Source organism: Micromonospora sp. NPDC023644, assembly GCF_040640115.1.
Lineage (GTDB): Bacteria > Actinomycetota > Actinomycetes > Mycobacteriales > Micromonosporaceae > Micromonospora.
In genome coordinates, this window is sequence record NZ_JBFABA010000056.1 from 1 (window position 1) to 24,480 (window position 24,480).

A 24,480-nucleotide genomic window follows, 5' to 3' on the forward strand; every position below is an offset into this window, starting at 1 on the left:
TACCCAGTTACGAGACGCCCCTTAGGCACGACGCCACCATCCACCTCGCCGCCGCCATCAACGAGTGGCTGTGAGCGATTTCGACACAGGCCCTAGATCGCCGCCCGAAGGATGGCCACGAGGTCGTCGATGGTCCGTTCTGCCTCGAGTCGGTCCGCTTCGGTGGTCCACCCCTGATGCCACGGCCCGCTAGGAGCGGCGACCAAGAGCAACGCCTCCAGTGCAGGGGCGGCGAGGTCCGACGCCGATGCGGGAAGCAGCGCGATGTCTGTCTCATCCGCCTGCTCCGCTAGTTTCGTCAAGCGGTGTTGTACCTGCTCTCCGCCGGGAAGCGTCGCGGCTACGACTGCTGCCGCAGCGACGACCTCGTCAGGAAAAAACTCCCGCCAGAGGAGGTCGCGGTTGGCTAGGACGTAGGTGAACATGTGCCGGAGCGCGTCGAGGTGCTGCTCTGGCGGCCGTTCGGCGAGTCCTTCGAGGAAATCCAAGGCGCCGTCGCTGCTGAATGGCCCAGTTCCGAACGTGCCCACGTCACCCTCTCGGCCAAGGACAGCCACTGTCCAAATCATGAGCGCCACAAGATCCGTACAGCATGGAGCCCGGTCCGCACGCCCTGATAGCGATCTGTCACGCAGGTCCTGAGACCGGACGCCGGCTGCCGGTGAAGTAAACGCTCGTATTGTGAAGCCCCGGTCAGGACCGGCCGTAGAGCGAATGTGAACCTAGGGGATGGCCGAGACCGCTCGTGGCAGGACGCTCCGTCTGATTGGCTACTGGTGGGGTCCGGACGAGCCGGGTTGGCCGGACGTCAACCAGTTCGTCGACGAGGGCCTGGACCCTGACGAGAGCGAGCGGGTAGCGCGTTACCTGTCGTTCGGAACCGTGTGGGTCGCGGCGGCGGGGCTTTCACTGTGCCGCCTCTGCGGCGTTGGGAACGGGTCGGCGGAGCTGACTGACGGGCGTCATTTCATCTGGCCCGAAGGGCTTGGGCACTACGTCCGCGGCCATCAGGTGCGGCTGCCCGCGCAGATCATCGAGGTGATGAGCGGGGGGCCGGCACCCGTAGGTGCGTTCAGATTCGAGCGAGAGTTGGAGTCCGGCGACCTCTCGATCGACGACGAGTGGTGGGGCACCCTAAGCCCAACCTTCGGATCAAGCTGATTCCCAAGCTGCCAGTCTGGAGGACGCGCCCATCCCACGAGTGCCCCGGCTCCGGACCGAGGCGGTGAAGGCGAGCCGGCGTGCCGTTAGTGTGCCGTTGGGGGACAGCATCTGGCCAAGCTGACAACGGACATCGGCAGGAGACGAGTGCATGGGTAGGGGAAAAACCGTGCTCGTGTCCGCAGGTCTCCTGGTGGCGCTGTTGCCCTGTGCCCTTGCCTGGCAAGCGCTGTGGCCGGTCCGCATACACGCCCTGTGCGGGGTCTTCCAGTCCCGCCAGGGCGGGGTCATCGAGATCGCGCCAGATCGCGCCTTCACGGCGTCTGAGGTCATGTTCGGTCACAACGAGGACGGATCCAGGGACACGATTTCCGGCAGCGGCCTGCTGCGCCCGGGCGACCTGGCGGCGAACGGTCGGCTGTTCCTGCGGATGAAGGAACCCACAACAAGCCTTGAGTTCAACGCTGATCGCAGCTGGCGGGGGGACGTCAGCCTGTGGCAATGGGCCGACGACCCGGACACCGGGGAACGCGAGACCTTCGTCCAGAAGTCCGCCTGCTAGCCGCAACGGCGACCGGTGGCGCCGAAAGGACAGCAGGTCAGCCACCGCACGAGGCGGCTAACCTGGTGGGCGACGGACGAGTCGACCTGTACGCCGGGCTGACCTCGTTGCGCAAATGACGTTTTGGGCCCGGCGGTGGAGTCCCCCGGGACGGACGTATAACGATTAAGCCTGGTTGACGCCTCGTGGCCGGTGCGCACTCGATGCGCCTCCCGGGGAGGGCCGTCCTTTCGCGCGGTGGAGCGCCGCGACTGCGATGCCCGCCCTTCCGGTCGCTCGTCGGCTGCGGCGGCCGACTGATCCGGCTGGCACGCCCGGTTGCACTCCGCCTGCCGGCAAAGGTGTCACGGCCAGGTCTTGGCCTCGGCGTCGAAGACCTCCTGCGGGCTTTCCACCGGCAGGACGCAGACCAGATGACCGCCGGGTACGCGCAGCACGTGGCACTCCTGCCACTGCGCGACCTGCGTGGCGCCGAGGGCGACCAGGCGAGCGGTCTCGGCCTCGACGTCGTCGGTCTCGAAGTCGAGGTGGAAGCGGGGCTCGTCGTCGACCTCCTGCACGGCGATGACCAGCCCGGGCAGGGCGTCGTGCAGGCCGATGAACTGCGGATACGACGGGTCGGACTCGGGTGGGGCGCCCAGGGCTCCCGACCAGAAGGCCACCGCCCGGGCGGCCTCCGCACGAGGGGCGTCGATCAGGACGGCGTACACGCGACTGCGGTGCATACAGCGCAGGCTATCGATTCGTAGAGCCCGCCGGAGCCCCGTCGCGGTCGGGCGGGGTGTTGCCGCAGCTCAGCACCCGTGCGGTCCGGCGACGTCCATAGCAGATCGATTCGCTCGGCGGGGGTTGTCCACAGGGCACGCGGTTGTCCACAGGCTGTGGGGACAGGGCGGCGAACGGCGTGGTGCCGGAGCAGGGTCTCGGGTCAGCAACCCCGAGTCCACCGCTGGAGGCCGCGATGCCACCCCGTACCTCCGTCCCGCCGCACCGGCCCCTGCCGCTGCTCGTCACCTCGGACGGCGATCTGCTCGACGACCTGCTCCGGCTCGCCGCGGCAGGCGGGGTCGAGGTGGAGGTCGCCGCCGACCCCGCTGCGGCCCGTACCCGCTGGTTGCCCGCCCCGCTGGTGCTGGTCGGCGCCGACCAGGCGCAGCCCTGCCTGCGGGCGCGGTTGCCGCAGCGGCCACGGATGGTGCTGGTCGGCCGCTCCGGGGAGCTCGATCCCGGCTGGCAGGTCGCCGAGCTGATCGGCGCGGAGCACGTGGCGACGCTGCCGGCCGCCGAGCCCTGGCTGGTCGACCGGTTCGCCGAGTGCGGGCCGGAGGGCGCCGAGCGGGGCGGCGCCCGGATCGTCGCCGTCCTGGGCGGCCGGGGCGGGGCCGGAGCGAGCATCCTGGCGGGCGGGCTCGCCGTCAGCGCCGCCCGGGCCCGGCTGCGCACCCTGCTCGTCGACGCCGACCCGCTCGGCGGCGGGCTCGACCTGGTGCTCGGCTGGGAGCAGTTGGAAGGGCTGCGCTGGCCGGCGCTGACCGGCGCCGACGGTCGGGTCGACGCGCCGGCGCTGGTGCGGGCCCTGCCGAGCCGGGGCGATCTGGTGGTGCTCTCCTGGGACCGGGGTGACCTGCTCGCCCTTCCCGCTGAGGCGATGGCGGCGACCGTCGACGCCGCCCGGCGAGGCCGGGACTTCGTGGTGGTGGACCTGCCCCGGCAGTTGGACGACGCGGCCGTGACCGCGTTGCAGGCGGCGGATCAGGTCTACGTGGTGGTCCCGGCCGAGCTGCGGGCCACCGCCGCGGCGGCGCGGGTGGTGGCGGCCGCCGCCCCGCACTGCGCCGCGATGGCGGTGATCGTGCGCGGCCCGGCACCGGGCCGGCTCGGAGCGGCGGAGGTGGCCCGGGCGCTCGGGCTGCCGCTGGCCGGCACGCTGCGCCCGGAACCGGCGCTGGCCCGTGGGCTGGAGCGGGGCGAGGCACCGGCCGCGCACGGCCGGGGGCCGCTGGCGGCGCTCTGCCAGCGGATCGTGGCCGAGCTGACCGGCGCGCCGGCGGCGGGTGCGGCATGACCGGGCCGTCCGAGGGCGAGACTCTCGCCGCCCGGGTGCGACAGCGCATCGCGGCCGCGGCGGCCCCGGTCACCCCCGCGGCGATCGTGTCCGCGGTACGGGCGGAGCCCACCGCCGCCGTCCTCGGCGACACCGCCGTGCTGCGGATGGCCGACCAGGTGCACGACGACCTGGTGGGAGCCGGTCCGCTCGCCCCGCTGCTGGCCGACCCGGAGGTCACCGACGTGCTGGTCAACGGCGTCCGGGTGTGGGTGGACCGAGGGCGGGGCCTGCACCAGGTCGCGGTGCCGCTCGGCACGGTGGACGACGTACGCCGGCTCGCCCAGCGGCTCACCGCCAGCGCCGGCCGGCGGCTCGACGACGGCTCCCCGTACGCGGACGCCCGGCTTCCCGACGGCACCCGGCTGCACGCGGTGCTGCCGCCCGTGGCGACCGACGGGCCCTACCTGTCCCTGCGGACCTTCCGGCAGCGGCCCTTCACCCTCGACGAGTTGGTGAGCCAGGGGACGGTTCCCCGACCGGTGGCGCCGGTGCTCTCCGCCGTGGTGGCGGCCCGGCTGGCGTACCTGGTGACCGGCGGCACCGGCTCGGGCAAGACGACGCTGCTGAACACGCTGCTCGGACTGGTCCCGGCCACCGAACGGATCGTGCTGGTGGAGGACGCGGCCGAGCTGCATCCCCGGCATCCGCACGTCGTCGGGTTGCAGGCGAGGACGGCCAACGTGGAGGGCTCCGGCGCGGTCGGCCTGACCGACCTGGTGCGGCAGGCGCTGCGGATGCGGCCCGACCGGCTGGTGGTCGGCGAGTGCCGGGGCGGGGAGGTGGTCGACCTGCTCGCCGCCCTGAACACCGGCCACGACGGAGGCGCCGGCACCCTGCACGCCAACGCCCCGTCGGACGTGCCGGCGCGGCTGGAGGCCCTCGGGATGCTCGGCGGGCTGCCCCGGCCCGCGCTGCACGCCCAGGTGGCCGCCGCGCTGCAGGTGCTGCTCCAGGTGCGCCGGAGCGCCGAGGGGCGGGTGCTGGAATCGGTCTGCCTGCTGCTGCCGGAAGGCCCGGACCGGCTGGTCACGGCGGTCCCCGCCTGGGTACGCGGACGCGGGCCGGGCGTCGCCGCACCGGCGCTCGCCACGCTGCTGCGGGAGCGGGCCGTAGCGGTGCCACCGGTCCTGACCGAGCCGTGGCCTGGATCGGCGGGACCGAGGTGACCGCCCCGTACGCGCTGGTGGTGCTCTCGGTCCTGGCGACGGCGGTGCTGATAGCTGGGGCGGTGCGTGGTGGTCGGCGTCGGCGGGGCGTGCTGGTGGCTGGCGTGGGCGCGACGGCGCGCACCGGCGCCGAGGACCCGCTCGTCGACTGGATCACCGAGCTGCGCCGGACACCCGGTGAGGATGCGGAAGCCACGGCGGGACGCATCGGCGGGGGCGTTGCTCCCCCGCATTCCGTCGGCCGCCGCGACCCGCGCGACGAACCCCGGGTTGGCCTCCGGCAGTCGCCGACAGGCCCGGACACCCCGGCCGGCGGCGCCCCCGGTATTGGGCGCGAGTTGACGGGCGGGTCGCGGTGGGCGTCGCGGGACGCGGCCGACCGGTCGCCCTGGCCCTGGCCGGCGGGAGGCGACCGTGGCGCGACGCGACCGGCGGGGCCGGCCCGGCCCGGTGGCGGAGACCCCGGTCGGGTCCGGCCACCTGCGCGGCGGGACGCCCGACGACCCGGCGGAACGCCCGCCCCGACGGCCGCCCGTTCACGTCCGCCCGAGGCGGTGACCGGTCCGCCCGGCGAGGGCCGGCGACCGAGTTGGCTCCGGTCGGACGCGCTGACGGCGTCCCCCCGGCGCACCCTGCTGCTCGCCGCGTCGGCCGGCACCGGAGCCGGCCTGCTGCTGGCCGGTCCGGTGGCGGCGGTGGCCGTCGGCGCCTACGGCACGTTGGCCGCCCGCGCGCTGCTGCGGCGCAGGTACGGCCAGTACGCCGTCCGGGCCCGGCGGCGCCGGCTGGACCAGCTCTGCGGGCTGGCCGCCGACCTCCGGGCCGGCCTGCCGATACCGGTCGCCGCCGAGCGGCTCACCCTTGATCCGACGGGTACCGATGGTGGCTCTCCGGGCGGCGATGCGGCAGGGCGCGACGAGCGGAGCGGGGCGGGGCGTCTGGACCGACTGGCCCGCGCGGCCGTACGCCTCGCCGACCAGACGGGCGCGCCGCTGGCGGAGTTGCTGGAGCGGATCGAGGCGGACGCCCGCTCGGCCGACCGTGGGCTGGCCGCGGCGGAGGCCCAGGCGGCCGGGGCACGGGCCACCGCCCTGCTGCTCGCCGCCCTGCCGCTCGGCGGTATCGGGCTCGGCTACGGCATCGGTGTCGACCCGGTGGCGGTGCTGCTGAACACCCCCGTCGGCGGTGCGTGTGCGGTCGTCGCCATCGCGCTCCAGGTCGCGGGGCTCTTCTGGGCCGAGCGGCTCGGCGCGACGCCCGGACGGGTGAGCTGATGCCCCGGGTGGCGCTGGCCGTGGGCTTCGCGGTTGCGGCGGCCCTGGTCGCCGCGACGTTCGTGGCGGGCCGACGGCCTCTGCGCCGGCTGCGCGCGCTGCGCAGGGCGCCGGTCGGCGTGCACCCGGCTGCCTCGCCCCGTCGACGGTGCGGTTCCGGTGACGACACGACCGACGACGTCCGTCGTCGTCGGCGGCCGGACGCGATCCGCGTCGCCGCGGGCCTGGGCGGCGTGGCCGTGGCCGTCGTCGTCGGCGGCTGGCCCGGGGTGGTGGCGGCCCTGCCGACGACGCTGCTGCTCGACCGGCTGCTCCGTCGGATCGAGCCCCCGGCCGTGCGGAACCGGCGGTTGCGGGAGGCGGCCGATCTTCCGCTCGCCGCCGACCTCCTGGCGGCGGCGATGCGGGCGGGAGCACCCGTGGACAGGTCCATCCTGGCCGTGGCGGGAGCGCTGGACGGGCCGCTCGCCGACCGGCTCGCCCAGGTCGGCCGCTTGCTGCGGCTCGGCGGCGGACCCGAGGAGGCGTGGGCACCGCTCGCGGCGGTGCCGGGAGCCGAGCGGCTGATCGCCGCCGTGCTGCGCAGCGCGAACAGCGGAGCCGCGCTGGCCGGCGCGCTGACCCGACTCGCCGACGACCTGCGTGCCGACCGGTCCACGACCGCGGAGGCGGCCGCCCGCCGAGCTGGCGTGCTGATCGTCCTGCCGCTGGGGCTCTGCTTCCTGCCGGCCTTCATTCTCGCCGGCCTCGTGCCGGTGATCGTCGCCGTCCTGGGCGACGTGCTCTGACCACCCACGAGGAAAGGACAAGGACGTGCGCAAACTGCTCGCCCGCCTGCGCGGCGACGCCGGAATGAACACCGCCGAGTACGCCGTCGGCACCCTGGCGGCGGTCGCCTTCGCCGGGATCCTGCTGAAGGTGCTGACCTCGGGCAACGTGCAGTCCGCGTTGACCGCCGTCATCGACCGGGCACTCAAGTGAACCGGCGCCGGTCGGCCGGCCGTGACCGGGGTTCCTTCACCGCCGAACTGGCGGCCGGCCTGCCGGCGCTCCTGCTGCTCCTGCTCGCCGGGTTGTCGGCGGTCAACGCCGTCGGCACGAGGGCGGGCTGCCTGCACGCGGCCCGGGAGGCGGCGCTGGCCGCCTCCCGGGGCGCCGACGGGGTGGCCGCTGCCAGCCGTGCGGCCCCGCCGGGAGCGGAGGTGACCGTCACCGTCGACGGCCAGCGGGTCGTCGCCACCGTCCGGGCGCCCGTACGCGCGCTCGGCTCCCGGCTGCCCCGGATCTCCGTGACCGCGGCGGCGGTCGCGGCCGTGGAGCCCGGCGTCGTGGGGCCCGGGATCGCGGAGCCCGCGCCCCCGGCCACCGAGCCCGCGGAGGATGACGGAGCCGGTGCGGCGTCCGGGGTGGCAGGACCGTGACGGGGCGGAGCGGAGGTGCCGACCGGCGGGGCGGCGGCACGGTGGAAGTGCACGCGAGCGCGGTGGGACACACGGGGGAGCGTGGTGGGGCCACCGTCTGCCTGCTCGCCGTGGGGCTGGCGTTCGTCATGGTCGGGTTGTTCGGTGCCGCCGTCGGCGCGGCCCGGACGGCCCGGCAGCAGGCCCGGGTGGCGGCGGACTTCGGCGCGCTGGCCGGTGCCGGCGAGGCCCTTTCGGGTGAGCCGGCGGCCTGCGGTCGGGCTGCCGAGATCACCGTGGCCAACGGCGGACGGCTGCTCGCCTGTCGGCTCGACGGCCTCGACGTCCTGGTGACCGCCGAGGTTGCCGTCACCCCGCTGCCCGGCCTGGCGAGGGTGGCGACGGCCAGTGCCCGCGCCGGCCCGGTCCGCGGCTGAGCGACCGGCGCACCGTCCCGGCGGCGGCCCGACGCCATCGCGGGCTCGTCGGCCGCTCCACCGGACCCGGCGAAGCCCCTCCGGTTCGTGGCGCCGCGCTGACCACGCCGGACGCGCTGACCACGTCGGACGCTACCGCGCGCCGCGCCGATCACTCCGGGCGTGTTCGCGTCGGAAGCGACCGCGCCGCGTCGGAAGCGACCGCGCCGCGCCGGGCGCGACCACGCCGCGCCGGGCGCGACCGGGCCGGGGCGACGGGAGTCGACACCCCGACCCGGGCGGGTCAGCGTCCCTGGAGGGCGTCGAGGGCGACGGCCATCGCGATCACGAGGCGGCGGTCGACCTGCGGGTGCTGGATCTGGACGACGTACCGGTCGCGCAGGCCCCACTGCTTGATGACGGAGAAGACCGGCTGACCGCCGGCGACGAAGTCGAAGTGGTAGGGCAGCCAGGACAGCGAGTCGACGAACCGGCGCAGCAGCGCCACCGGCATGCTGCGCTCCTGGCCGGTGATCTGCGGCAGGCCGGCCTGCTCGACGTGCCAGGTGGACCGCAGCAGGGACTGGGCGAAGTCCTTGCGGAACAGGCCGATCGGGTTGCCGGCGTGGTCGGTCACGTCGTACGTGGCGCCGATGTCGAGGCGCTGGCGGGCCTTGAATCCGAGCAGGGGCTGCTGCTTCGAGTCGTCGGTGTAGATCGTCACCTGCTCCTTGAAGGCGAGCCGCTTCTGCTGGGCGAACCCCAGCAGCCCGCCTTCGGAGCCGTCCGGTGCGACGGCGCGGACCTCGTACTGGTTGACCATCATCCGGAGCCGCTGCCGGATGTGGAACTGCTGCTGGGCCTGCAGGTTGTCGAGTTGCATAAGTTCTCCTTCGAGGGGTCGCCGGAGTGTCGCACAGCTCCGACCGCTCCGCCGCCGACAGGTCACGCGGCCTTTCCGCAGGCCACGCGGCCCGGCCCACCAGGACCCGCCCGTTCGGGCCGACCCGGTGGAACGCTCCGACGCCGTTACCCCGCCCCGACAGTGTTACCCCGCCCCGGCATCGTTACCCCGCCCCGACGCCGGAACCGCCGTGGCCCGGCGGCCTGTCGCGATCCGACGGCCTGCCGCGATCCGGCGGCCTGCCGCGATCCGGCGACCTGCCGCGATCCGGCGACCCGTCGCGGCCCTGCTGTCCCCGCGCGGAACGGGTTCACCGGCCCCCGTCGACGGTCGCCTTGAGCGCCCACGCGTTGAGGACCTGGTGGATGCTGCGCAGCCGCTCGTTGATCTGCTCCAGGCGTTCGGCCTGCGCCAGGCTGGCGAGCGCGGTGCCCAGGGCGATCTGCTGGTCGGGGGTGAGTTTCTCCTGGTCGATCGTGTAGAGCAGGTCGACGGTCTCGGCGATGGTGTCGGCCACGACTCCTCCTTCGGCGGGAAGGACGGCTAGGTATCCGCGAGCACCGATGGAAGCGCTCCCAAGCCGTCACTTGCCCCGAGAGAAGGGGTTCTATGCCTGGTTTCCACCACCCGGGACGCGAGCGTCACCCGAGCCGGTCTCCGCCAGCCGGGACGGGGCGCCGCCCGACCCCCCGGGGTCGCCGGGGGTGACGTCGTCCGGAGCGGGGTCGCCGGGGGCGACGTCGTCCGGAGCGAGGCGTCCACCCGGGACCGGAGGGTCGCCCGGTGGGACGGCGCCACGAACCGCGCGACGACCCGGGATCGCGGCTCCGCCCGCAACCTCGCCGCCAGAAGCGCCCCCGGCGGGAACGGCGGACTGGCCGTCGGTCGGGACGCCGGCCGGGCCGTCGGTCGGCACGCCAGCCGGGCTGTCGGTCGGGACGCCGGCCGGGCCGTCGAGCGGGTCGCCGGCGGGGCGGGGCGCTGGTACGCCGTCGGGCAGGTTGGCGAGCACCACGTCCAGCACCCGGACCGCGTCCGGCTTGGAGAGCGGGTTGTTGCCGTTGCCGCACTTCGGGGACTGCACGCAGGACGGGCAGCCGGCCTCGCAGCCGCACTCCGCGATCGCGTCCCGGGTGGCCCGCAGCCAGGCCGCCGCCGTCCCGTACGCGCGCTCGGCGAAGCCCGCCCCGCCCGGGTGCCCGTCGTAGACGAAGACCGTCGGGGCCTCGGTGTCCGGGTGCACCGCCGTGGAGAGCCCGCCGATGTCCCAGCGGTCGCAGGTGGCGGTGAGCGGCAGCAGGCCGATCGCGGCGTGCTCGGCGGCGTGCAGCGCGCCCGGCACGTCGGCGGGCTCCACACCGGCGGCCGTCAGGGACTGCGGCGACAGGGTGAACCAGACCGCGACCGTACGCAGCTCCCGGGCCGGCAGGTCCAGCGGGCGGGTGTCGATGACCTCGCCGGTGGCGATCCGCCGCCGCTGGTACGACACCACCTGGCTGGTCACGTCGACCTCGCCGAGGAAGAGCCCGACGGGGCCGGCGTCCACGTACGAGCGGACCGACACCACCGACAGCGAGGTGACGTCGCGGGCGTGGGTGGACCAGTCCGGCTCCTCGGGGTGCACCAGCGCGCACCCGTCGGCCAGGTCGAGCGAGTCGACCACGTACGAGACGCCCTGGTGCAGGTAGACCGCGCCGGGGTGGAGCAGGAAGTGCGACGAGCCGCCGTCGACGGTGCCGAGCAGCCGCCCGGTCGCCGCCTCGACCACGCAGACCGGCGCGCCGCCCTCGCCGCGCAGGTCCACCTCGGGCCGCTCCCGGTGCCGCCAGTACCAGCCGGTCGGCCGCTGCCGCAGCGTCCCGGCCGCGACCAGTTGGTCCACCGCCTCCTTCGCCCCGTCGCCGAAGAGTGCCAGGTCGTCGGGGGTCAGCGGTGCCTCGGCCGCCGCGCAGGCGAGCTGTGGGGCCAGCACGTACGGGTTGGCCGGGTCGAGCACGGTCGCCTCCACCGGCCGCCCGAAGACCGCCTCGGGGTGGTGCACGAGATAGGTGTCGAGCGGGTCGTCCCGGGCGACCAGCACGGCGAGCGCCTCCTGCCCGGAGCGCCCCGCCCGGCCGGCCTGCTGCCACAGCGAGGCCCGGGTGCCCGGGTAGCCGCAGATCAGCACCGCGTCGAGGCCGACCAGGTCGACGCCCAGCTCCAGCGCGTTGGTCGAGGCCAGCCCGAGCAGGTCGCCGTGCAGCAGCGCGCGTTCCAGTTCGCGTCGCTCCTCGCGCAGGTAGCCGGCCCGGTAGGCGGCCACCCGGTCGCCGAGCCCGGGCACCGCCTCGTCGAGGGACCGGCGGGCGTTCGCCGCGACCACCTCGGCGCCGCGCCGGGAGCGCACGAAGGCGAGCGTGCGTACCCCCTCGGCGACCGTGTCGGCGAGCAGGTCGGCGGTCTCCCGCAGGGCCGAGCGGCGGACCTGGGTGAGGTCCGCCTGCTGGTCCGCAGCCGAGTCCGGCGGCAGCAGCGGCGGCTCCCAGAGCGCGAACGTCACCCCGCCGCGCGGCGAGGTGTCCTCGGTGACCGCGTCGACGGGCAGCCCGGTGAGCCGCCCAGCCGCCGTCGCCGGGTCGCCGGAGGTGGCCGAGGCCAGCACGAAGACGGGCGTGCTCCGGAACCGGGCGCACTGCCGCCGCAGCCGGCGCAGCACGTGCGCGACGTGCGAGCCGAAGACCCCCCGGTAGGTGTGGCACTCGTCGATCACCACGTACGTGAGCCGGCGCAGGAAGCCCGACCACTGGGCGTGCCCGGGCAGGATGCCGTGGTGCAGCATGTCCGGGTTGGTCAGCACGAACCGGGAGTGCCGCCGGATCCACTCCCGCTCGGCGCGCGGGGTGTCCCCGTCGTAGCAGGCGGGGCGTACCCCCTCCAGTTCCAGCGCGGCGACGGCGCGCAACTGGTCGGCGGCGAGCGCCTTCGTGGGCGCCAGGTAGAGCACGGTGGCCCGGGGGTCGGCGAGCAGGGTGGCCAGCGCGGGGAGCTGGTAGGCGAGGGACTTGCCGGACGCGGTGCCGGTGGCCACCACCACGTGCCGACCGTCGTACGCCAGGGTGGCCGCCTCCGCCTGGTGCCGCCAGGGCGCGACCACGCCGCGCCGGGCGAACGCCGCGCGCAGGTCCTCCGGTGCCCAGTCCGGCCACGGGACGGGCTCGCCGGCCCGTGCCGGCACCCGCTCGACGTGGGTGACCGGGTCGGTGCCGGTGCGGGCGCGCAGCCGGCCCAGCAGGTCGGCCGGCGCTCGCCCGGGCCCGGCCCCCACGGATACGGTGGCGTCGGACGACGGCTTCAGGTCGTCGCGCGGCGTCGGGTGCGCCGGGCCGGAGTTGTCGGACGACGGCTTCAGGTCGTCGCGCGGCGTCGAGTGCGCCGGGCCGGAGTTGTCGGACGACGGCTTCAGGTCGTCGCGCGGCGACCGACGCGCCGAGCTGAAGTCGTCGGAGGTCACGTCCTGCACTCTCGCACTGGTGTTCGGAGATGAAAAGCGGGGGGCCGGGGTAAGGGGAGGCCTCCGCCGGTGAGCAGAGCCGGTATCCGGCGGGGATGGTTAGATGCCCAGGAGAGTTTACGGCTCTTGCGAGGGAGGACCGATGGAGCTGTCGCTGGCGACCCGCACCGTGGGCGAGCACACGGTGCTCGAGGTCGGCGGTGAGGTGGACGTCTACACCGCGCCCCGGCTGCGGGAACGGCTCCTCGAGCTGATCGACGGCGGGGCCCGCCACGTCGTGGTCGACCTGGGCCGGGTGGACTTCCTCGACTCCACGGGGCTGGGCGTGCTGGTCGGCGCGCTCAAGCGGCTGCGCGCGGCCGGCGGTTCGTTCGCGCTGGTCTGCGACAAGGAGCCGCTGCTCAAGATCTTCCGGATCACCGCCCTCGACCAGGTCTTCCCGCTGCATCCCACGGTGGACGCGGCGATCGGCGCCGACCCGGCCGGCGCTGGCGTCTGATGGCCACGGTCAAGCTCTCCTTCTCGCCGGCCCCGGTGCACGTGCGCACCGCGCGCCTGGTCGGGGTGGCGGTCGCCCGGCGGGCGGGGGTCCGCGAGGAGTTGCTCGACGAGGTGCGGCTGGCGATCGGCGAGGCGTGCACCCGCGCGGTAGCCCTGCACCGCCAGTACGGCGTGCCCGAGCCCGTGCTCGTCGAGATGTCCGACACGGGGGCGTACGCGGTGCGGGTCGTCGACCGCGCGCCGATCGAGGCCGGCCTCGGCCTGGCCGCGCTGGACGCCGACCAGCTCGCCAACGAGTCGCTCGACGAGGACGACCTGACCACCGGCGTCGGCTTCGCGCTGCTGGCCGGCTTCGTCGAGGACCTCCAGGTCCGCCCGGTCGACGAGGGCGTCGGCACCGAGGTGCGGATGGTCTGGCCCGTCGGCCGTTGAGTTGATCTCCCGACGCCCTCGCTGAGGGCTTCCTGCGCCGTGAGGCCGCGTCCCGCTGGGGCGCGGCCTCTCTGCCATGGATGGACTCCTATATCAGATTTTTCCTCATAACACAGCGACGAAGATCATCGGCGTGCGGTGCCCCCTCGGTGTGACCTCCAACACTGTGGAGGGCTACAGTACGCGGGTTGTCAGCAAGTGATCCATCCCGCAGCCAGCGGGAACGGTTGTTCATCGCTGGTCCGCGCGGGGTGGGGTGGCGCGCGCTTGCGACTCCGCATCCAGGCGCCGGGTCGGTGCGTCTCCACCGGCCGGCGCGAGCGTTCGGTACAGGAGGACACAGATGTCCGACACCTTGGCCGCCGAGGGCGGCGGGATCTCCCTCACCGGGAACAACGTCACGTACGTCGTCATCGCCGCGGTCATCGCGTTGGTGGCGCTCGCCTTCGCGGGCGCGTTGACGAAGGCCGTGCTGGCCGCCGGCAAGGGCACCAACAAAATGCAGGAGATCTCCGGCGCGGTCCAGGAGGGCGCCTCGGCCTACCTGCTCCGGCAGTTCCGGACCCTGGCGATCTTCGTGGTCGTCGCCGTGGTGCTGCTCTTCCTGCTGCCGGTGCACGGCACCGACGGCAGCGAGATGGCGGTGAAGATCGGCCGGTCCGTCTTCTTCGTCGTCGGCGCGCTGTTCAGCGCGTTCATCGGCGGCGCCGGCATGTGGCTGGCCACCCGGGCGAACCTGCGGGTCGCCGCCGCCGCCCGGGAGCGCGAGGGCGGCCGGGAGGCCGCGATGAAGATCGCCTTCCGTACGGGCGGCGTGGTCGGCTTCCTCACCGTCGGCCTCGGCCTCTTCGGCGCCGCGCTGGTCGTGCTTTTCTACCGCGCCGACGCGCCGACCGTGCTGGAGGGCTTCGGCTTCGGCGCCGCGCTGCTCGCCATGTTCATGCGGGTCGGCGGCGGCATCTTCACCAAGGCCGCCGACGTCGGGGCCGACCTGGTCGGCAAGGTCGAGCAGGGCATCCCCGAGGACGACCCGCGCAACGCCGCCACCATCGCCGACAACGTGGGCGACAACGTCGGTGACTGCGCCGGCATGGCCGCCGACCTCTTCGAGTCGTACGCGGTCACCCTGGTCGCCGCGCTGATCCTGGGCCGCGCCGCCTTCGGCGAGCAGGGCCTGGTCTTCCCGCTGATCGTCTCGACCATCGGTGTGCTCATCGCGATCGTCGGCGTCTTCATCACCCGGCTGCGCGCCTCCGACCGCAACGGCCTGACCGCGATCAACCGGGCGTTCTACATCTCGGCGGTGCTCTCCGCGGTGCTGGTGGCGATCGCCACCTACGCGTACCTGCCGGCCACCTTCGCCGAGCTGGACGGCGGGCTGACCGACGTCAGCCAGAACCCGCGGACGGTCGCCATCGGCGCGGTCGTCATCGGCATCGTGCTGGCGGCGGCGATCCAGGCGCTGACCGGCTACTTCACCGAGACCAACCGGCGCCCGGTGCAGGACATCGGCAAGAGCTCGCAGACCGGCGCCGCCACCGTCATCCTGGCCGGCATCAGCGTCGGCCTGGAGTCGGCGGTCTACTCGGCGCTGCTGATCGGCGCCGGCGTGTTCGGCGCGTTCCTGCTCGGCGGCAGCTCCATCACGCTCTCGCTGTTCGCCGTGGCGCTGGCCGGTACCGGCCTGCTCACCACGGTCGGCGTGATCGTCGCGATGGACACCTTCGGCCCGATCTCCGACAACGCCCAGGGCGTGGCGGAGATGTCCGGCGACATCGACGAGCACGGCGCCCGGACGCTGACCGAGCTGGACGCGGTCGGCAACACCACCAAGGCGATCACCAAGGGCATCGCGATCGCCACGGCGGTGCTCGCCGCGACGGCGCTGTTCGGCTCGTACACCGACACGCTGCGCACCGCGTACGCCGACGCCGGGGTGGGCGACGTCGGTGCCGAGATCCTCAACTCGCTGAACGTGGCGAACCCGCGCAACCTGGTCGGTCTGATCATCGGCGCGGCGGTGGTGTTCCTCTTCTCCGGGCTGGCCATCAACGCGGTCTCCCGCTCGGCGGGCGCGGTCGTGATGGAGGTACGCCGGCAGTTCCGCGAGCTGCCCGGCATCATGGACGGCACCCAGCGCCCCGAGTACGGCAAGGTCGTCGACATCTGCACCCGGGACGCGCAGCGCGAGCTGATCACCCCCGGCCTGCTCGCCATCCTCGCCCCGATCGCGGTGGGCTTCGGCCTCGGGCCGGGCGCGCTGGCGGCGTACCTGGCCGGTGCGATCGGCGCCGGCACGCTGATGGCGGTCTTCCTGTCGAACTCCGGCGGCGCCTGGGACAACGCCAAGAAGCTCGTCGAGGACGGCGCGTACGGCGGCAAGGGCTCCGAGTCGCACGCCGCCACGGTCATCGGCGACACCGTCGGCGACCCGTTCAAGGACACCGCCGGCCCGGCGATCAACCCGCTGATCAAGGTGATGAACCTGGTCTCGCTGCTGATCGCGCCGGCCGTGGTGGCCTGGAGCGTGGGCGACGAGCGGAACACCGCCCTGCGGGTGGGGATCGCCGTGGTGGCGACGCTGATCATCGTCGCGGCGGTGGTGTTCAGCAAGCGCAAGGGCGTGGCGATGTCCGACTCCGACTCCGGCACGGGCGCGGGCAGCCCGGACCAGCGGCCGGAGACGGTCAACGCCTGATCCGTCCGCTGTCCCGGTCCCCGGTCGGCCCGCGCGGCCGGCCGGGGACCGCCGTACCAGCCGGCAAAGCTGTCCGGTGCCCGGACTCGACAGAGGCCGTACGCTGCAACGCATGCGCACGTGCCGGGCGACAGCCGCCGGAAAGCTCACGGTGGTCCTGGCCACGCTCGTACTCGTGCTGGCCGGTTGCGGCGGCGGCCCCAGCCCGCAGGCGTGGGCGGCGTCGGTCTGCTCCGCGCTCACCCCGTGGCGGGCCGAGATCAGCAAGCTGACCAGCAGCACCGACCAGCAGATGACCGCCCAGACCACCCCGGCGCAGGCGAAGGAGAACCTGGTGCGGCTCTTCGGCGGCGCGGAGCAGGCCAGCGAGACCGCCCGACGCAAGGTCGAGGAGGCCGGCATCCCGGAGACCGAGCACGGCGCGGAGGTCTCCGCGGGCTTCCGCGCCTCGCTGGCGAAGGTGCGCGACGCGTACGGCAGGGCCCGCGACACCATCGACGGGCTGGGCACCGGCCAGCCCACCGCCTTCTACGACGGCGTCCGGGCCGCCGTGGACACCCTGAACAAGGAGTACGACGCCAGCGCGCTCGACACCAGCCGACTCAACTCCGAGGAGTTGAGACGCGCCTTCGACGAGGTGCCGGAGTGTCGCTGAGCGGGACCGGTGACCCCTCGGGCAGCGAGGCGCTGCCCGTGCTCTTCCCGGCGCCCGCGGACCGGGTCGCGCCGGTCGCCCGCCGCCCCGCCCCGCCCCCGCCGGCCGACGCCGACGAATCCGCCCGGCAGCTGACCTTCTTCGGCGCGGAGGCGGCGGACCCGTCCGTCGCCGATCTCGCCGGGCTGCTGGCCGGCCCGGGGGAGGTGGTCCGGATGGGCGGCACGGCCCGGCTCTCGGTCGTGGTCGACGCCGCCTGGCGGGTGCACGTGCTCGTCGCCGAGCTGGCGCTGCGCGGGGTGGCGGCCACCTGGGAGGCGACCGCCGACGGGGGGCACGCGGTGCGCACCTCGTACGCCCGCACGCTGAAGCCGCTCGCGATGGCCTGGCTGCGCGGCACCGGCAAGCGACCGCCCGCCGGTCTGCACCTCAACGGCCGGCGGCTGCGGCTCTGGCTCGCCGCGGCGGGAGCCGCCGAGCCGTCCGGCTTCCTGCTCCGGCTCGGCCCCGCCGACGAGGAGTGCTGGGAGCCCATCGGCGGGGCGCTCGACGCGGTGGGCCTCTCCGGGGCGCTGCTCGGGCCGGGCGAGGGCGGGCCGGCGTACCGGATCACCGGCCGCCGGCGGCTCGCCCGCCTGGCCGAGCTGGTCGGCGACCCGCCGCCCGCCGCTCCCGCCGCGGACTGGCCGGCCCGCTCCTGACCGACCGTCGACGCCGCCTCGTCGGCGCCGGTCGCGCCTGTCCGATGCGGGACAGCAAGTGCGCAATTTCGCAGAAAACGGCCGGGTGGCGCCTCGGCCGAGGGTCCGCCATCGTCACAGTGTCCCGCCTGGCGGCACACGCACGGTGTACGGTGGCGCCGTCCGGCACGCCCCGCCGCCGGCGGAGAAAGAGGCCGCCCCGCCGGGACGGTTTGCCGCCCGCGAAACCCGAAACGTGGGCGGCGCGTTACGTTGGACATCCGGACCGCCGGGGGTCGGCGGGCGGAAGTGGGCCGAACCGGGCGCCGGTGGCTACGAGCAGGAGTGAGGTCGGGGAGAGACGTGCCGAGCAAAGCTGGAACCACCCGTCTGGTCATCGTCGAGTCACCGGCGAAGGCCAAGACGATCTCGGGCTATCTCGGCCCGGGGTACGTCGTGGAGGCCAGCTTCGGCCACGTCCGGGACCTCCCGCGCAACGCCGCCGACGTGCCGGCCAAGTACAAGGGCGAGCCGTGGGCCCGGCTCGGGGTGGACGTCGACAACGGCTTCCACGCCCTCTACGTGGTCTCCGCCGACCGCAAGCAGCAGATCAGCAAGCTGGTGAAGCTGGCCAAGGAGGTCGACGAGATCTTCCTGGCGACGGATGAGGACCGCGAGGGCGAGGCGATCGCCTGGCACCTGGTGGAGACGCTCAAGCCCAAGGTGCCGGTCAAGCGGATGGTCTTCCACGAGATCACCAAGCCGGCCATCCAGGCCGCGGTTGCCAACCCCCGCGAGATCGACCGGGACCTGGTCGACGCCCAGGAGGCCCGGCGCATCCTCGACCGCCTCTACGGCTACGAGGTCTCGCCCGTGCTGTGGAAGAAGGTCATGCCGAAGCTCTCGGCGGGCCGGGTGCAGTCCGTGGCGACCCGGATCGTGGTGGAGCGCGAGCGGCAGCGGATGGCCTTCCGCACGGCGGAATACTGGGACATCCTGGCCACGCTGGCCGTGGTCGACGCCGGCGAGGGGCCGCGCAACTTCAACGCCACCCTCGTCGCGCTGAACGGCGACCGGATCGCCACCGGCAAGGACTTCGAGCCGACCACCGGGCGGGTGAAGCCCGGCGCCGGCGTGGTGCACCTCGACTCCGGCGGCGCCCGGGGCCTCGCGGCCCGCCTGGAGGGGCGTCCGTTCACCGTCACCCGGGTGGAGGAGAAGCCCTACCGCCGCCGCCCGTACGCGCCGTTCATCACCTCCACGCTCCAGCAGGAGGCGGCCCGCAAGCTGAGGTTCTCGTCGCAGCAGACGATGCGCACCGCGCAGCGGCTCTACGAGAACGGCTACATCACCTACATGCGTACCGACTCGGTGAACCTGTCGGAGACCGCCATCGCGGCGGCCCGCCGGCAGATCGTCGAGCTGTACGGCGAGCGCAGCGTGCCGCCGGAGCCGCGCCGCTACACCGGCAAGGTGAAGAACGCGCAGGAGGCGCACGAGGCGATCCGCCCGGCGGGGGACAACTTCCGCACCCCGGGCGACGTGGCCAGGGAGCTCTCCGCCGAGGAGTTCAAGCTCTACGAGCTGATCTGGCGGCGCACCATCGCCTCGCAGATGACCGACGCCGTCGGCTCCAGCGTCTCGGTGCGCATCCGCGCCGTCTCCTCCGCCCAGGAGGAGGCCGACTTCGGCGCCACCGGCAAGACCATCACCGACCCGGGCTTCCTGCGGGCGTACGTCGAGTCCAGCGACGACGAGAACGCCGAGGCCGAGGACGCCGAGCGTCGCCTGCCCAACCTGGTCAAGGACCAGCCGCTCACCGCCGACGAGCTCGCCGCGCAGGGCCACCACACCCAGCCGCCGTCGCGCTACACCGAGGCGTCGCTGGTCAAGGCCCTCGAAGAGCTGGGCATCGGCCGCCCGTCGACGTACGCGTCGATCATGCAGACGATCCAGGACCGCGGGTACGTGATCAAGCGCGGCCAGGCGATGATCCCGACCTTCCTGGCGTTCGCGGTGATCGGCCTGCTGGAGCGGCACTACCCGCGCCTGATCGACTACGACTTCACCGCCAGCATGGAGAACGAGCTGGACGAGATCGCCGGCGGTGACCACGCCGCCGTCGACTTCCTCACCGCGTTCTACTTCGGCGGCGCCAACGGCGCCGGCGACCAGGACATCGCCCGCTCGGGCGGGCTGAAGAAGCTGGTCACCGAGAACATCAACGAGATCGACGCGCGCAGCGTCAACTCCATCCCGCTGTTCACCGACGACGAGGGCCGCGAGGTCGTCGTGCGGGTGGGCCGCTACGGGCCGTACCTCCAGCGGGCGGTGCCGGGCGAGCAGCAGGCGCCGGCCGCCGAGGGCGAGGAGGGCGGCGGCCAGGGCGACCGGGCGCCGATCCCCGAGGGGCTGGCGCCGGACGAGCTGACCCCCGAGAAGGTGCACGAGCTGTTCCTCGGCGGCGGGGGCGAGCGCAAGCTCGGCGACGACCCGGCCACCGGCGAGCCGATCCTGCTCAAGTCGGGCCGCTTCGGCCCGTACGTGTCCAGCGGCGAGCGCAAGTCGTCGCTGCTGCGCTCGCAGTCGCCGGACTCGCTGACCTTCGACGAGGCGCTGAAGCTGCTCAGCCTGCCCCGGCTGATCGGCCTGGCCCCGGACGGCGCCGAGGTCCTCGCGAACAACGGCCGCTACGGCCCGTACGTCAAGCGCGGCGACGAGTTCCGCTCGCTGGACTCTGAAGAGAAGATGTTCACCGTCACGCTGGACGAGGCGCTGGCCCTGCTGGCCGCTCCGAAGGCCCGCCAGCGCCGGGCCGCCGCGCCGCCCCTGCGGGAGATGGGCGTCGACCCGCTGACCGAGAAGCCGCTGGTCATCAAGGACGGCCGCTTCGGCCCGTACGTGACCGACGGCGAGACGAACGCGTCGCTGCGGCGCGGCCAGACCCCGGAGGCGTTGAGCATTGAGGAGGCCTCCGAGATGCTCGCCGAGAAGCGGGCGAAGGGGCCGGCGCCGAAGAAGACCGCCGCGAAGAAGGCGCCCGCCAAGAAGGCCACGGCGGCGAAGAAGACGGCCGCGGCGACCAAGTCGACGGCCGCGAAGAAGACCACGACGGCCAAGGCCACCACCGCCAGGAAGACCCCGGCGAAGAAGGCCGCCCCGAAGAAGGCCACCACCAGCACCGACTGAGCGACCCGTCGCTCGCCGGCAACTGCTGCCGCAAGAGATCTTGGTACGAGCGCGCCCCCACAGGGGCCGGTTCGTACCAAGATCCGGCGGGGCCGGACCGGCGGAGCCGGACGGGGGCGTCAGCCGAGGATTCGGGTCAGGTGGGGGTTGGTGAAGAGGTGGTGCGGGTCCAGGCGGGCGCGCAGCGCCTGGAAGTCCGCCCAGCGGGGGTAGGCCGCCGCGAGTGACCCCGCGTCGCGCCAGTGCAGCTTGCCCCAGTGGGGCCGGCCGCCGAGGCCCGCCGCGACCTGCTCGAAGGCCCGGAAGTACGGCTCGTACGGCATGCCGACGTACTGGTGGACCGCCACGTACGCCGACTCGCGCCCGTACCCGTGGGAGAGCCAGATGTCGTCGGCGGCGGTGAAGCGCACCTCGACCGGGAAGAGCACCTTGAACGGCAGCCCGTCGACGATCCGCCGCAGCGCGTCGAGCGCCTCGCGGAGGGCGTCGCGTGGCAGCGCGTACTCCATCTCCACGAAGCGGACCCGGCGCGGGGTGCAGAAGACCTGGTCGGAGCGGCCGGTGTAGCGGCGCTCGGTGAGCGCGCGGGCGGAGACGGCGCTGATCCCCGGGGCGAGCGTCGGCACGGCGCGGCCGAGCCGGCAGGCCCCGGCGAAGACGGTGTTGGACAGGAACTCGTCGTCCAGCCAGCCGCGCCACCGGGGCAGCGGCCGGTCGTCGGCGGGCACCCGGTCGTTCGTCTTGACCTGCACCCGGTCGGTGTACGGGAACCAGTAGAACTCGGCGTGGTCGTGCTCCCCGACCAGCGAGGGCAGCCGGCCGAGCACGGCTTCCAGCGGCGCAGGCCGCTCGTGGGCGAGGAGCACGAAGGCGTCCACGCAGCGCAGGGTCACCTCGACGAGCACCCCCAGCGCGCCCAGCGACACCCGGGCGGCGGCGAAGACGTCGGGGTGCTCGTCGGCGGAGCAGCGCAGCACCTCGCCGGCGCCGGTGACGAGGGTGAGCGCCTCGACGAACGTCGACAGGCAGCCGTATCCGGCGCCGGTGCCGTGGGTGCCGGTGGAGATCGCCCCGGCGATCGTCTGCGCGTCGATGTCGCCCAGGTTGGGCAGTGCCAGGCCGTGCGCGGCGAGCAGTTCGTTGAGCGCGCGCAGGGTGGTTCCGGCCGGTACGGTGACCAGTCGGCGATCGACGTCGACGCGTACCCCCGTGTGCAGGTCGGTCAGTTCCATCCGCCGTCCGTCGGTGACCGCGACGCCGGTGAAGGAGTGGCCGCTGCCCACCACCCTGATCCGGTCCCCGGTCGTCGCGGCGGCGCGGACGGCCTCGGTGACGTCGGCGAGGGAGGTGGGTCGCAGGATGGCGGTGGCGGTGGCGCGTTGGTTGCCGGCCCAGTTGGACCAGGCTGCCAGGGTGGGCGGTGCGGTACCGGCCATGCGCACTCCTCGACATGAATGTGAACTGACTTCATATCAGGAACGTTGTAGCAGGTAAATACCGCAATCGAGGTTTGCTCGTTGTACCGGTAGTCACGAACCCGTGACGTGCAGATATGTTCATCCGTCGAAGGGGGGTGGCGAGTGTCCACACCAGCCGCCACAGCCGGGCCGCTGCGCCGCGTACCGGTGCAGGGTCGAAGTGTCGCGCGGGTCCAGCGGATGCTGGACGCCTGCGCCGAACTCGTCGACGAGGTGGGGTACGAGGGACTGACCACGACCCTCCTCGCCGAGCGTGCCGAGGTGGCGATCGGTTCGGTCTACCAGTTCTTCCCGGACAAGCGGGCGATCGTGCAGGCGCTGACCCTGCGCACGATGGAGTCCTACCTCCAGCGGCTCGACGAGCGTTTCGCCTCCGACGACCTGACCCACTGGTGGGACGGGGTCGACGCGGGGATCGACGAGTACATCACGATGCACCGCACCGTTCCGGGCTTCCGTACCCTGCACTTCGGCGACGTGGTCGACCTGCACCTGCTCGACGAGCAGCGGGACAACAACGGGGTGATCGCGGACCAGTTGGCCCGCGTGCTCGCCGAGCGCTTCGGGCTGGACGTCCCCGACCTCCGGTTCCACCTGGAGATCGCGGTGGAGGCGGCCGACGCGCTGATCAAGTTGGCGTTCCGCCGGCAGCCCGAGGGCGACGACCGGGTGCTGGTCGAGGCGAAGGCACTGATCCGGGAGTACCTGCACCGCCAGGTCGACGCCCCGGCCGACGCCAACCAGCCCGGCTGACCCCGGCCGCGTCGGCAGCCGGCTCCGGCGGCGCCCCGGACGCGAACGGCCCGGGGAGCGCCGGGCGGCGGAACAAGGTGGTGGCGGCCCGGACGCGGTTGGCCCGGGGGGGCCGCCGGGCGGCGGAACGGGGTGGCGGCCCGCGGTGCGGGCCGCCGGGTCAGAGGAAGGCGTGGCCCTCGCCCCGGTAGGTGGGCACGGTGGCCACGACAGCGTCCCCCTCGACCAGGTGCAACTCGTTGACGTGCTCGCACAGTTCGCCGGCCTTCGCGTGCCGGAACCAGACCCGGTCGCCGACCCGTAGCGCGCCGGCCGCCGCGCCGGCCAGCGGGGTCTGCACCTCGCCGGCCCCCTCGGTGCCGATCAGCTTCAGTCCCTCCGGCAGCCACGGCCGGGGCAGCCGGCTGTCCTCGGCCGGGCCGGAGGCGATCCAGCCGCCGCCGAGCACGGTGGCCAGGTCGGGCCCCGGGCGGCGGACCACCGCGCAGGCGAAGGCCGCCGCCGGGGTGGGGCGCCAGGCGCGGTACGCCTCGAACAGCGTCGGCCCGTACAGGCCCGATCCCGCGGTGACCTCGGTGACCGCGGGGTCGGCGCTGGTCGCGGCCACGCTGCCGGTGCCGCCGCCGTTGACGAACTCCAGGTCGGCGTGTTCGCGTACGGCGGCCACCGCCGCGCCCCGGCGGGCCAGCAATTCGCGGTACGACCCGCGCTGGGCCAGCCGGATCGCGGAGCCGAGCAGCGCCCGCCCGGGCGGCGCGTCGCCGAGGCCGGCGATCTGCGCCTCGTACGCCATCAGCCCGACCAGCCGGAAGCCCCCGCGGGCCGCGACGGTGGCGGCGAGCGCGCCGGCCGCCCGGGCGCTGTGCACCGGCGAACGACGCACCCCGACGTGCACCCGCCCGCCCAGCGGTCGCCAGGAGGCGTCCAGGTCGAGGCAGACCCGCAGCTCGGGGCGGCGCCCGGGCGGACACACGGCGTCGATCAGGTCGAGCTGGTCGGTGCCGTCGACCATCAGCGTGACGGCCCTGGCGAGCGCCGGGTCGGCGGCGAGCGCGGCGAGCGCCCCCCGGTCGGCCGTGGGGTACGCCACCAGCGCGTCGTCGGTCACGCCGGCGTGGACCAGCCAGCTCGCCTCGGGCAGGGTGAAGGCCATTACGCCCCGCCAGCCGGGTCGCGCCAGCGCCCGGCCGATCAGGTCCCGGGCACGGACCGACTTGCTGGCGATCCGCAGCGGCTTGCCGGCGGCCCGGTCGGCCAGCGCGGCGGCGTTGCCGTCGAAGGCCGCGAGGTCGACGACGGCGTACGGCGGGTCGAGGTGCGCGGTCGCCCGGTCGAGGCGCTCACGAAGTTCGTCGCTTTCGATGGCCACGTGTGCACGCTAACTGTCTGGGGGACAATGCGAAATACCCTCGCGTCTGTCCGGGCTGCGGTCGGTGGTCGCGGCGGCCTAGGCTCGGCGAACAGGAGAATGTCGCGGCGGGGCAGGTCCCCGCCGGGTCTAGAGTGTTCCACCGGGACTGCCCAGCGATGGGCCGGCACGTGGAGGTACGGCCATCGAAAGCCAGTTCAACGGCGAGTCGCCCGGCGTGTCGCCGTCCTCGAACCCGCCCGGCG

At 74.0% G+C, this 24,480-nt stretch carries 21 protein-coding genes and 2 pseudogenes; 16 read left to right on the forward strand and 7 right to left on the reverse strand.

What is annotated here, in order from left to right; translation table 11 throughout:
• Positions 1–92 precede the first annotated feature (92 nt).
• Positions 93–557, reverse strand: coding sequence for a DUF4259 domain-containing protein (locus AB0G08_RS26075; RefSeq protein ID WP_358092361.1), 465 nt, complete (start codon positions 555–557; stop codon positions 93–95).
• 172 nt (positions 558–729) lie between these two features.
• Here AB0G08_RS26075 and AB0G08_RS26080 point away from each other — a divergent pair, with 172 nt between their 5' ends.
• Complete coding sequence (locus tag AB0G08_RS26080; RefSeq protein ID WP_358092363.1) at positions 730–1,161, forward strand: hypothetical protein; 432 nt, start codon at positions 730–732, stop codon at positions 1,159–1,161.
• A gap of 193 nt (positions 1,162–1,354) precedes the next feature.
• Positions 1,355–1,723 carry a hypothetical protein gene (locus AB0G08_RS26085; protein WP_358092365.1) on the forward strand — a complete coding sequence of 123 codons (369 nt, stop codon included), beginning with the start codon at positions 1,355–1,357 and terminating at the stop codon, positions 1,721–1,723.
• Between the two features lie 344 nt (positions 1,724–2,067).
• On the opposite strand, the gene AB0G08_RS26090 is transcribed toward AB0G08_RS26085, so the two are convergent.
• Positions 2,068–2,448: a VOC family protein gene (locus tag AB0G08_RS26090; protein WP_358092367.1), complete on the reverse strand. Its 381-nt coding sequence runs from the start codon at positions 2,446–2,448 to the stop codon at positions 2,068–2,070.
• A 236-nt stretch (positions 2,449–2,684) separates the two neighbouring features.
• On the opposite strand from AB0G08_RS26090, the gene ssd reads away from it, so the two are divergent.
• The 7 genes and pseudogenes from ssd (at position 2,685) to AB0G08_RS26125 (ending at position 8,107) form a co-directional block, all read left to right on the forward strand.
• Positions 2,685–3,788, forward strand: a complete 1,104-nt coding sequence (ssd, locus tag AB0G08_RS26095; protein ID WP_358092369.1) for a septum site-determining protein Ssd — start codon at positions 2,685–2,687, stop codon at positions 3,786–3,788.
• Entirely contained in the window at positions 3,785–4,996 is a 1,212-nt protein-coding gene (locus AB0G08_RS26100; RefSeq protein ID WP_358092371.1) for a TadA family conjugal transfer-associated ATPase, read from the forward strand. Before ssd ends, AB0G08_RS26100 begins: the two co-directional genes overlap by 4 nt.
• 608 nt (positions 4,997–5,604) lie before the next feature.
• Positions 5,605–6,270 (forward strand): annotated as a pseudogene (locus AB0G08_RS26105) (hypothetical protein); the annotation flags it as partial.
• Entirely contained in the window at positions 6,270–7,058 is a 789-nt protein-coding gene (locus AB0G08_RS26110; protein WP_358092373.1) for a type II secretion system F family protein, read from the forward strand. The pseudogene AB0G08_RS26105 and the gene AB0G08_RS26110, both read left to right, overlap by 1 nt.
• Before the next feature lie 64 nt (positions 7,059–7,122).
• A complete protein-coding gene (locus AB0G08_RS26115; RefSeq protein WP_208418639.1) occupies positions 7,123–7,251 on the forward strand; it encodes a DUF4244 domain-containing protein in 129 nt (42 codons plus the stop codon).
• Complete coding sequence (locus AB0G08_RS26120; RefSeq protein ID WP_358092375.1) at positions 7,248–7,691, forward strand: TadE family type IV pilus minor pilin; 444 nt, start codon at positions 7,248–7,250, stop codon at positions 7,689–7,691. Before AB0G08_RS26115 ends, AB0G08_RS26120 begins: the two co-directional genes overlap by 4 nt.
• Positions 7,692–7,753: 62 nt before the next feature.
• The gene (locus AB0G08_RS26125) at positions 7,754–8,107 is read left to right on the forward strand and encodes an Rv3654c family TadE-like protein (RefSeq protein WP_358092415.1); all 354 of its coding nucleotides are present in this window, start codon (positions 7,754–7,756) and stop codon (positions 8,105–8,107) included.
• A gap of 283 nt (positions 8,108–8,390) precedes the next feature.
• Here AB0G08_RS26125 and AB0G08_RS26130 read toward each other — a convergent pair whose 3' ends face one another.
• The 3 genes and pseudogenes from AB0G08_RS26130 to AB0G08_RS26140 all read right to left on the reverse strand — a co-directional run.
• Positions 8,391–8,969: a hypothetical protein gene (locus tag AB0G08_RS26130; protein WP_358092377.1), complete on the reverse strand. Its 579-nt coding sequence runs from the start codon at positions 8,967–8,969 to the stop codon at positions 8,391–8,393.
• Positions 8,970–9,300: 331 nt separating this feature from the next.
• Positions 9,301–9,507 (reverse strand): hypothetical protein, encoded by a 207-nt coding sequence (locus tag AB0G08_RS26135; protein WP_121397051.1) that lies wholly within the window; start codon positions 9,505–9,507, stop codon positions 9,301–9,303.
• A gap of 477 nt (positions 9,508–9,984) precedes the next feature.
• A pseudogene (locus AB0G08_RS26140) lies at positions 9,985–12,324 on the reverse strand (DEAD/DEAH box helicase); the annotation flags it as partial.
• Positions 12,325–12,622: 298 nt separating this feature from the next.
• Here AB0G08_RS26140 and AB0G08_RS26145 point away from each other — a divergent pair.
• The 6 genes from AB0G08_RS26145 (at position 12,623) to topA (ending at position 20,635) form a co-directional block, all read left to right on the forward strand.
• A complete protein-coding gene (locus tag AB0G08_RS26145; protein WP_358092379.1) occupies positions 12,623–12,979 on the forward strand; it encodes an STAS domain-containing protein in 357 nt (118 codons plus the stop codon).
• Positions 12,979–13,413, forward strand: a complete 435-nt coding sequence (locus AB0G08_RS26150) for an ATP-binding protein (protein ID WP_358092381.1) — start codon at positions 12,979–12,981, stop codon at positions 13,411–13,413. The genes AB0G08_RS26145 and AB0G08_RS26150 overlap by 1 nt, the downstream gene beginning before the upstream one ends.
• 343 nt (positions 13,414–13,756) lie before the next feature.
• On the forward strand, positions 13,757–16,111 hold the full coding sequence (locus AB0G08_RS26155; protein WP_358092383.1) for a sodium-translocating pyrophosphatase: 2,355 nt from the start codon (positions 13,757–13,759) through the stop codon (positions 16,109–16,111).
• A 112-nt stretch (positions 16,112–16,223) separates the two neighbouring features.
• Entirely contained in the window at positions 16,224–16,766 is a 543-nt protein-coding gene (locus AB0G08_RS26160) for a hypothetical protein (RefSeq protein ID WP_358092385.1), read from the forward strand.
• A 131-nt stretch (positions 16,767–16,897) separates the two neighbouring features.
• On the forward strand, positions 16,898–17,467 hold the full coding sequence (locus tag AB0G08_RS26165) for a hypothetical protein (protein WP_358092417.1): 570 nt from the start codon (positions 16,898–16,900) through the stop codon (positions 17,465–17,467).
• A 342-nt stretch (positions 17,468–17,809) separates the two neighbouring features.
• On the forward strand, positions 17,810–20,635 hold the full coding sequence (gene topA, locus AB0G08_RS26170) for a type I DNA topoisomerase (protein ID WP_358092387.1): 2,826 nt from the start codon (positions 17,810–17,812) through the stop codon (positions 20,633–20,635).
• Positions 20,636–20,754: 119 nt separating this feature from the next.
• Here the strand turns inward: topA and AB0G08_RS26175 are convergent, their stop codons facing one another.
• Positions 20,755–22,071 (reverse strand): D-arabinono-1,4-lactone oxidase, encoded by a 1,317-nt coding sequence (locus AB0G08_RS26175; RefSeq protein ID WP_358092389.1) that lies wholly within the window; start codon positions 22,069–22,071, stop codon positions 20,755–20,757.
• Between the two features lie 222 nt (positions 22,072–22,293).
• Between AB0G08_RS26175 and AB0G08_RS26180 the strand changes: the two genes are divergently transcribed.
• Positions 22,294–22,866, forward strand: a complete 573-nt coding sequence (locus AB0G08_RS26180) for a TetR family transcriptional regulator (RefSeq protein ID WP_357869772.1) — start codon at positions 22,294–22,296, stop codon at positions 22,864–22,866.
• A 160-nt stretch (positions 22,867–23,026) separates the two neighbouring features.
• Here the strand turns inward: AB0G08_RS26180 and AB0G08_RS26185 are convergent, their stop codons facing one another.
• Positions 23,027–24,235, reverse strand: coding sequence for an alanine racemase (locus tag AB0G08_RS26185; RefSeq protein WP_358092391.1), 1,209 nt, complete (start codon positions 24,233–24,235; stop codon positions 23,027–23,029).
• Between the last annotated feature and the right edge of the window lie 245 nt (positions 24,236–24,480).

What these genes read in the sequence shown, in the direction of transcription:
- AB0G08_RS26080 (WP_358092363.1), top strand. Translation starts at nt 730, where the DNA reads ATGGCCGAGACCGCTCGTGGCAGGACGCTCCGTCTGATTGGCTACTGG.
- AB0G08_RS26090 (WP_358092367.1), bottom strand. Translation starts at nt 2,448, where the DNA reads ATGCACCGCAGTCGCGTGTACGCCGTCCTGATCGACGCCCCTCGTGCG.
- ssd (WP_358092369.1), top strand. Translation starts at nt 2,685, where the DNA reads ATGCCACCCCGTACCTCCGTCCCGCCGCACCGGCCCCTGCCGCTGCTC.
- AB0G08_RS26100 (WP_358092371.1), top strand. Translation starts at nt 3,785, where the DNA reads ATGACCGGGCCGTCCGAGGGCGAGACTCTCGCCGCCCGGGTGCGACAG.
- AB0G08_RS26110 (WP_358092373.1), top strand. Translation starts at nt 6,270, where the DNA reads ATGCCCCGGGTGGCGCTGGCCGTGGGCTTCGCGGTTGCGGCGGCCCTG.
- AB0G08_RS26115 (WP_208418639.1), top strand. Translation starts at nt 7,123, where the DNA reads ATGAACACCGCCGAGTACGCCGTCGGCACCCTGGCGGCGGTCGCCTTC.
- AB0G08_RS26130 (WP_358092377.1), bottom strand. Translation starts at nt 8,969, where the DNA reads ATGCAACTCGACAACCTGCAGGCCCAGCAGCAGTTCCACATCCGGCAG.
- AB0G08_RS26145 (WP_358092379.1), top strand. Translation starts at nt 12,623, where the DNA reads ATGGAGCTGTCGCTGGCGACCCGCACCGTGGGCGAGCACACGGTGCTC.
- AB0G08_RS26150 (WP_358092381.1), top strand. Translation starts at nt 12,979, where the DNA reads ATGGCCACGGTCAAGCTCTCCTTCTCGCCGGCCCCGGTGCACGTGCGC.
- AB0G08_RS26155 (WP_358092383.1), top strand. Translation starts at nt 13,757, where the DNA reads ATGTCCGACACCTTGGCCGCCGAGGGCGGCGGGATCTCCCTCACCGGG.
- AB0G08_RS26160 (WP_358092385.1), top strand. Translation starts at nt 16,224, where the DNA reads ATGCGCACGTGCCGGGCGACAGCCGCCGGAAAGCTCACGGTGGTCCTG.
- AB0G08_RS26175 (WP_358092389.1), bottom strand. Translation starts at nt 22,071, where the DNA reads ATGGCCGGTACCGCACCGCCCACCCTGGCAGCCTGGTCCAACTGGGCC.
- AB0G08_RS26180 (WP_357869772.1), top strand. Translation starts at nt 22,294, where the DNA reads ATGCTGGACGCCTGCGCCGAACTCGTCGACGAGGTGGGGTACGAGGGA.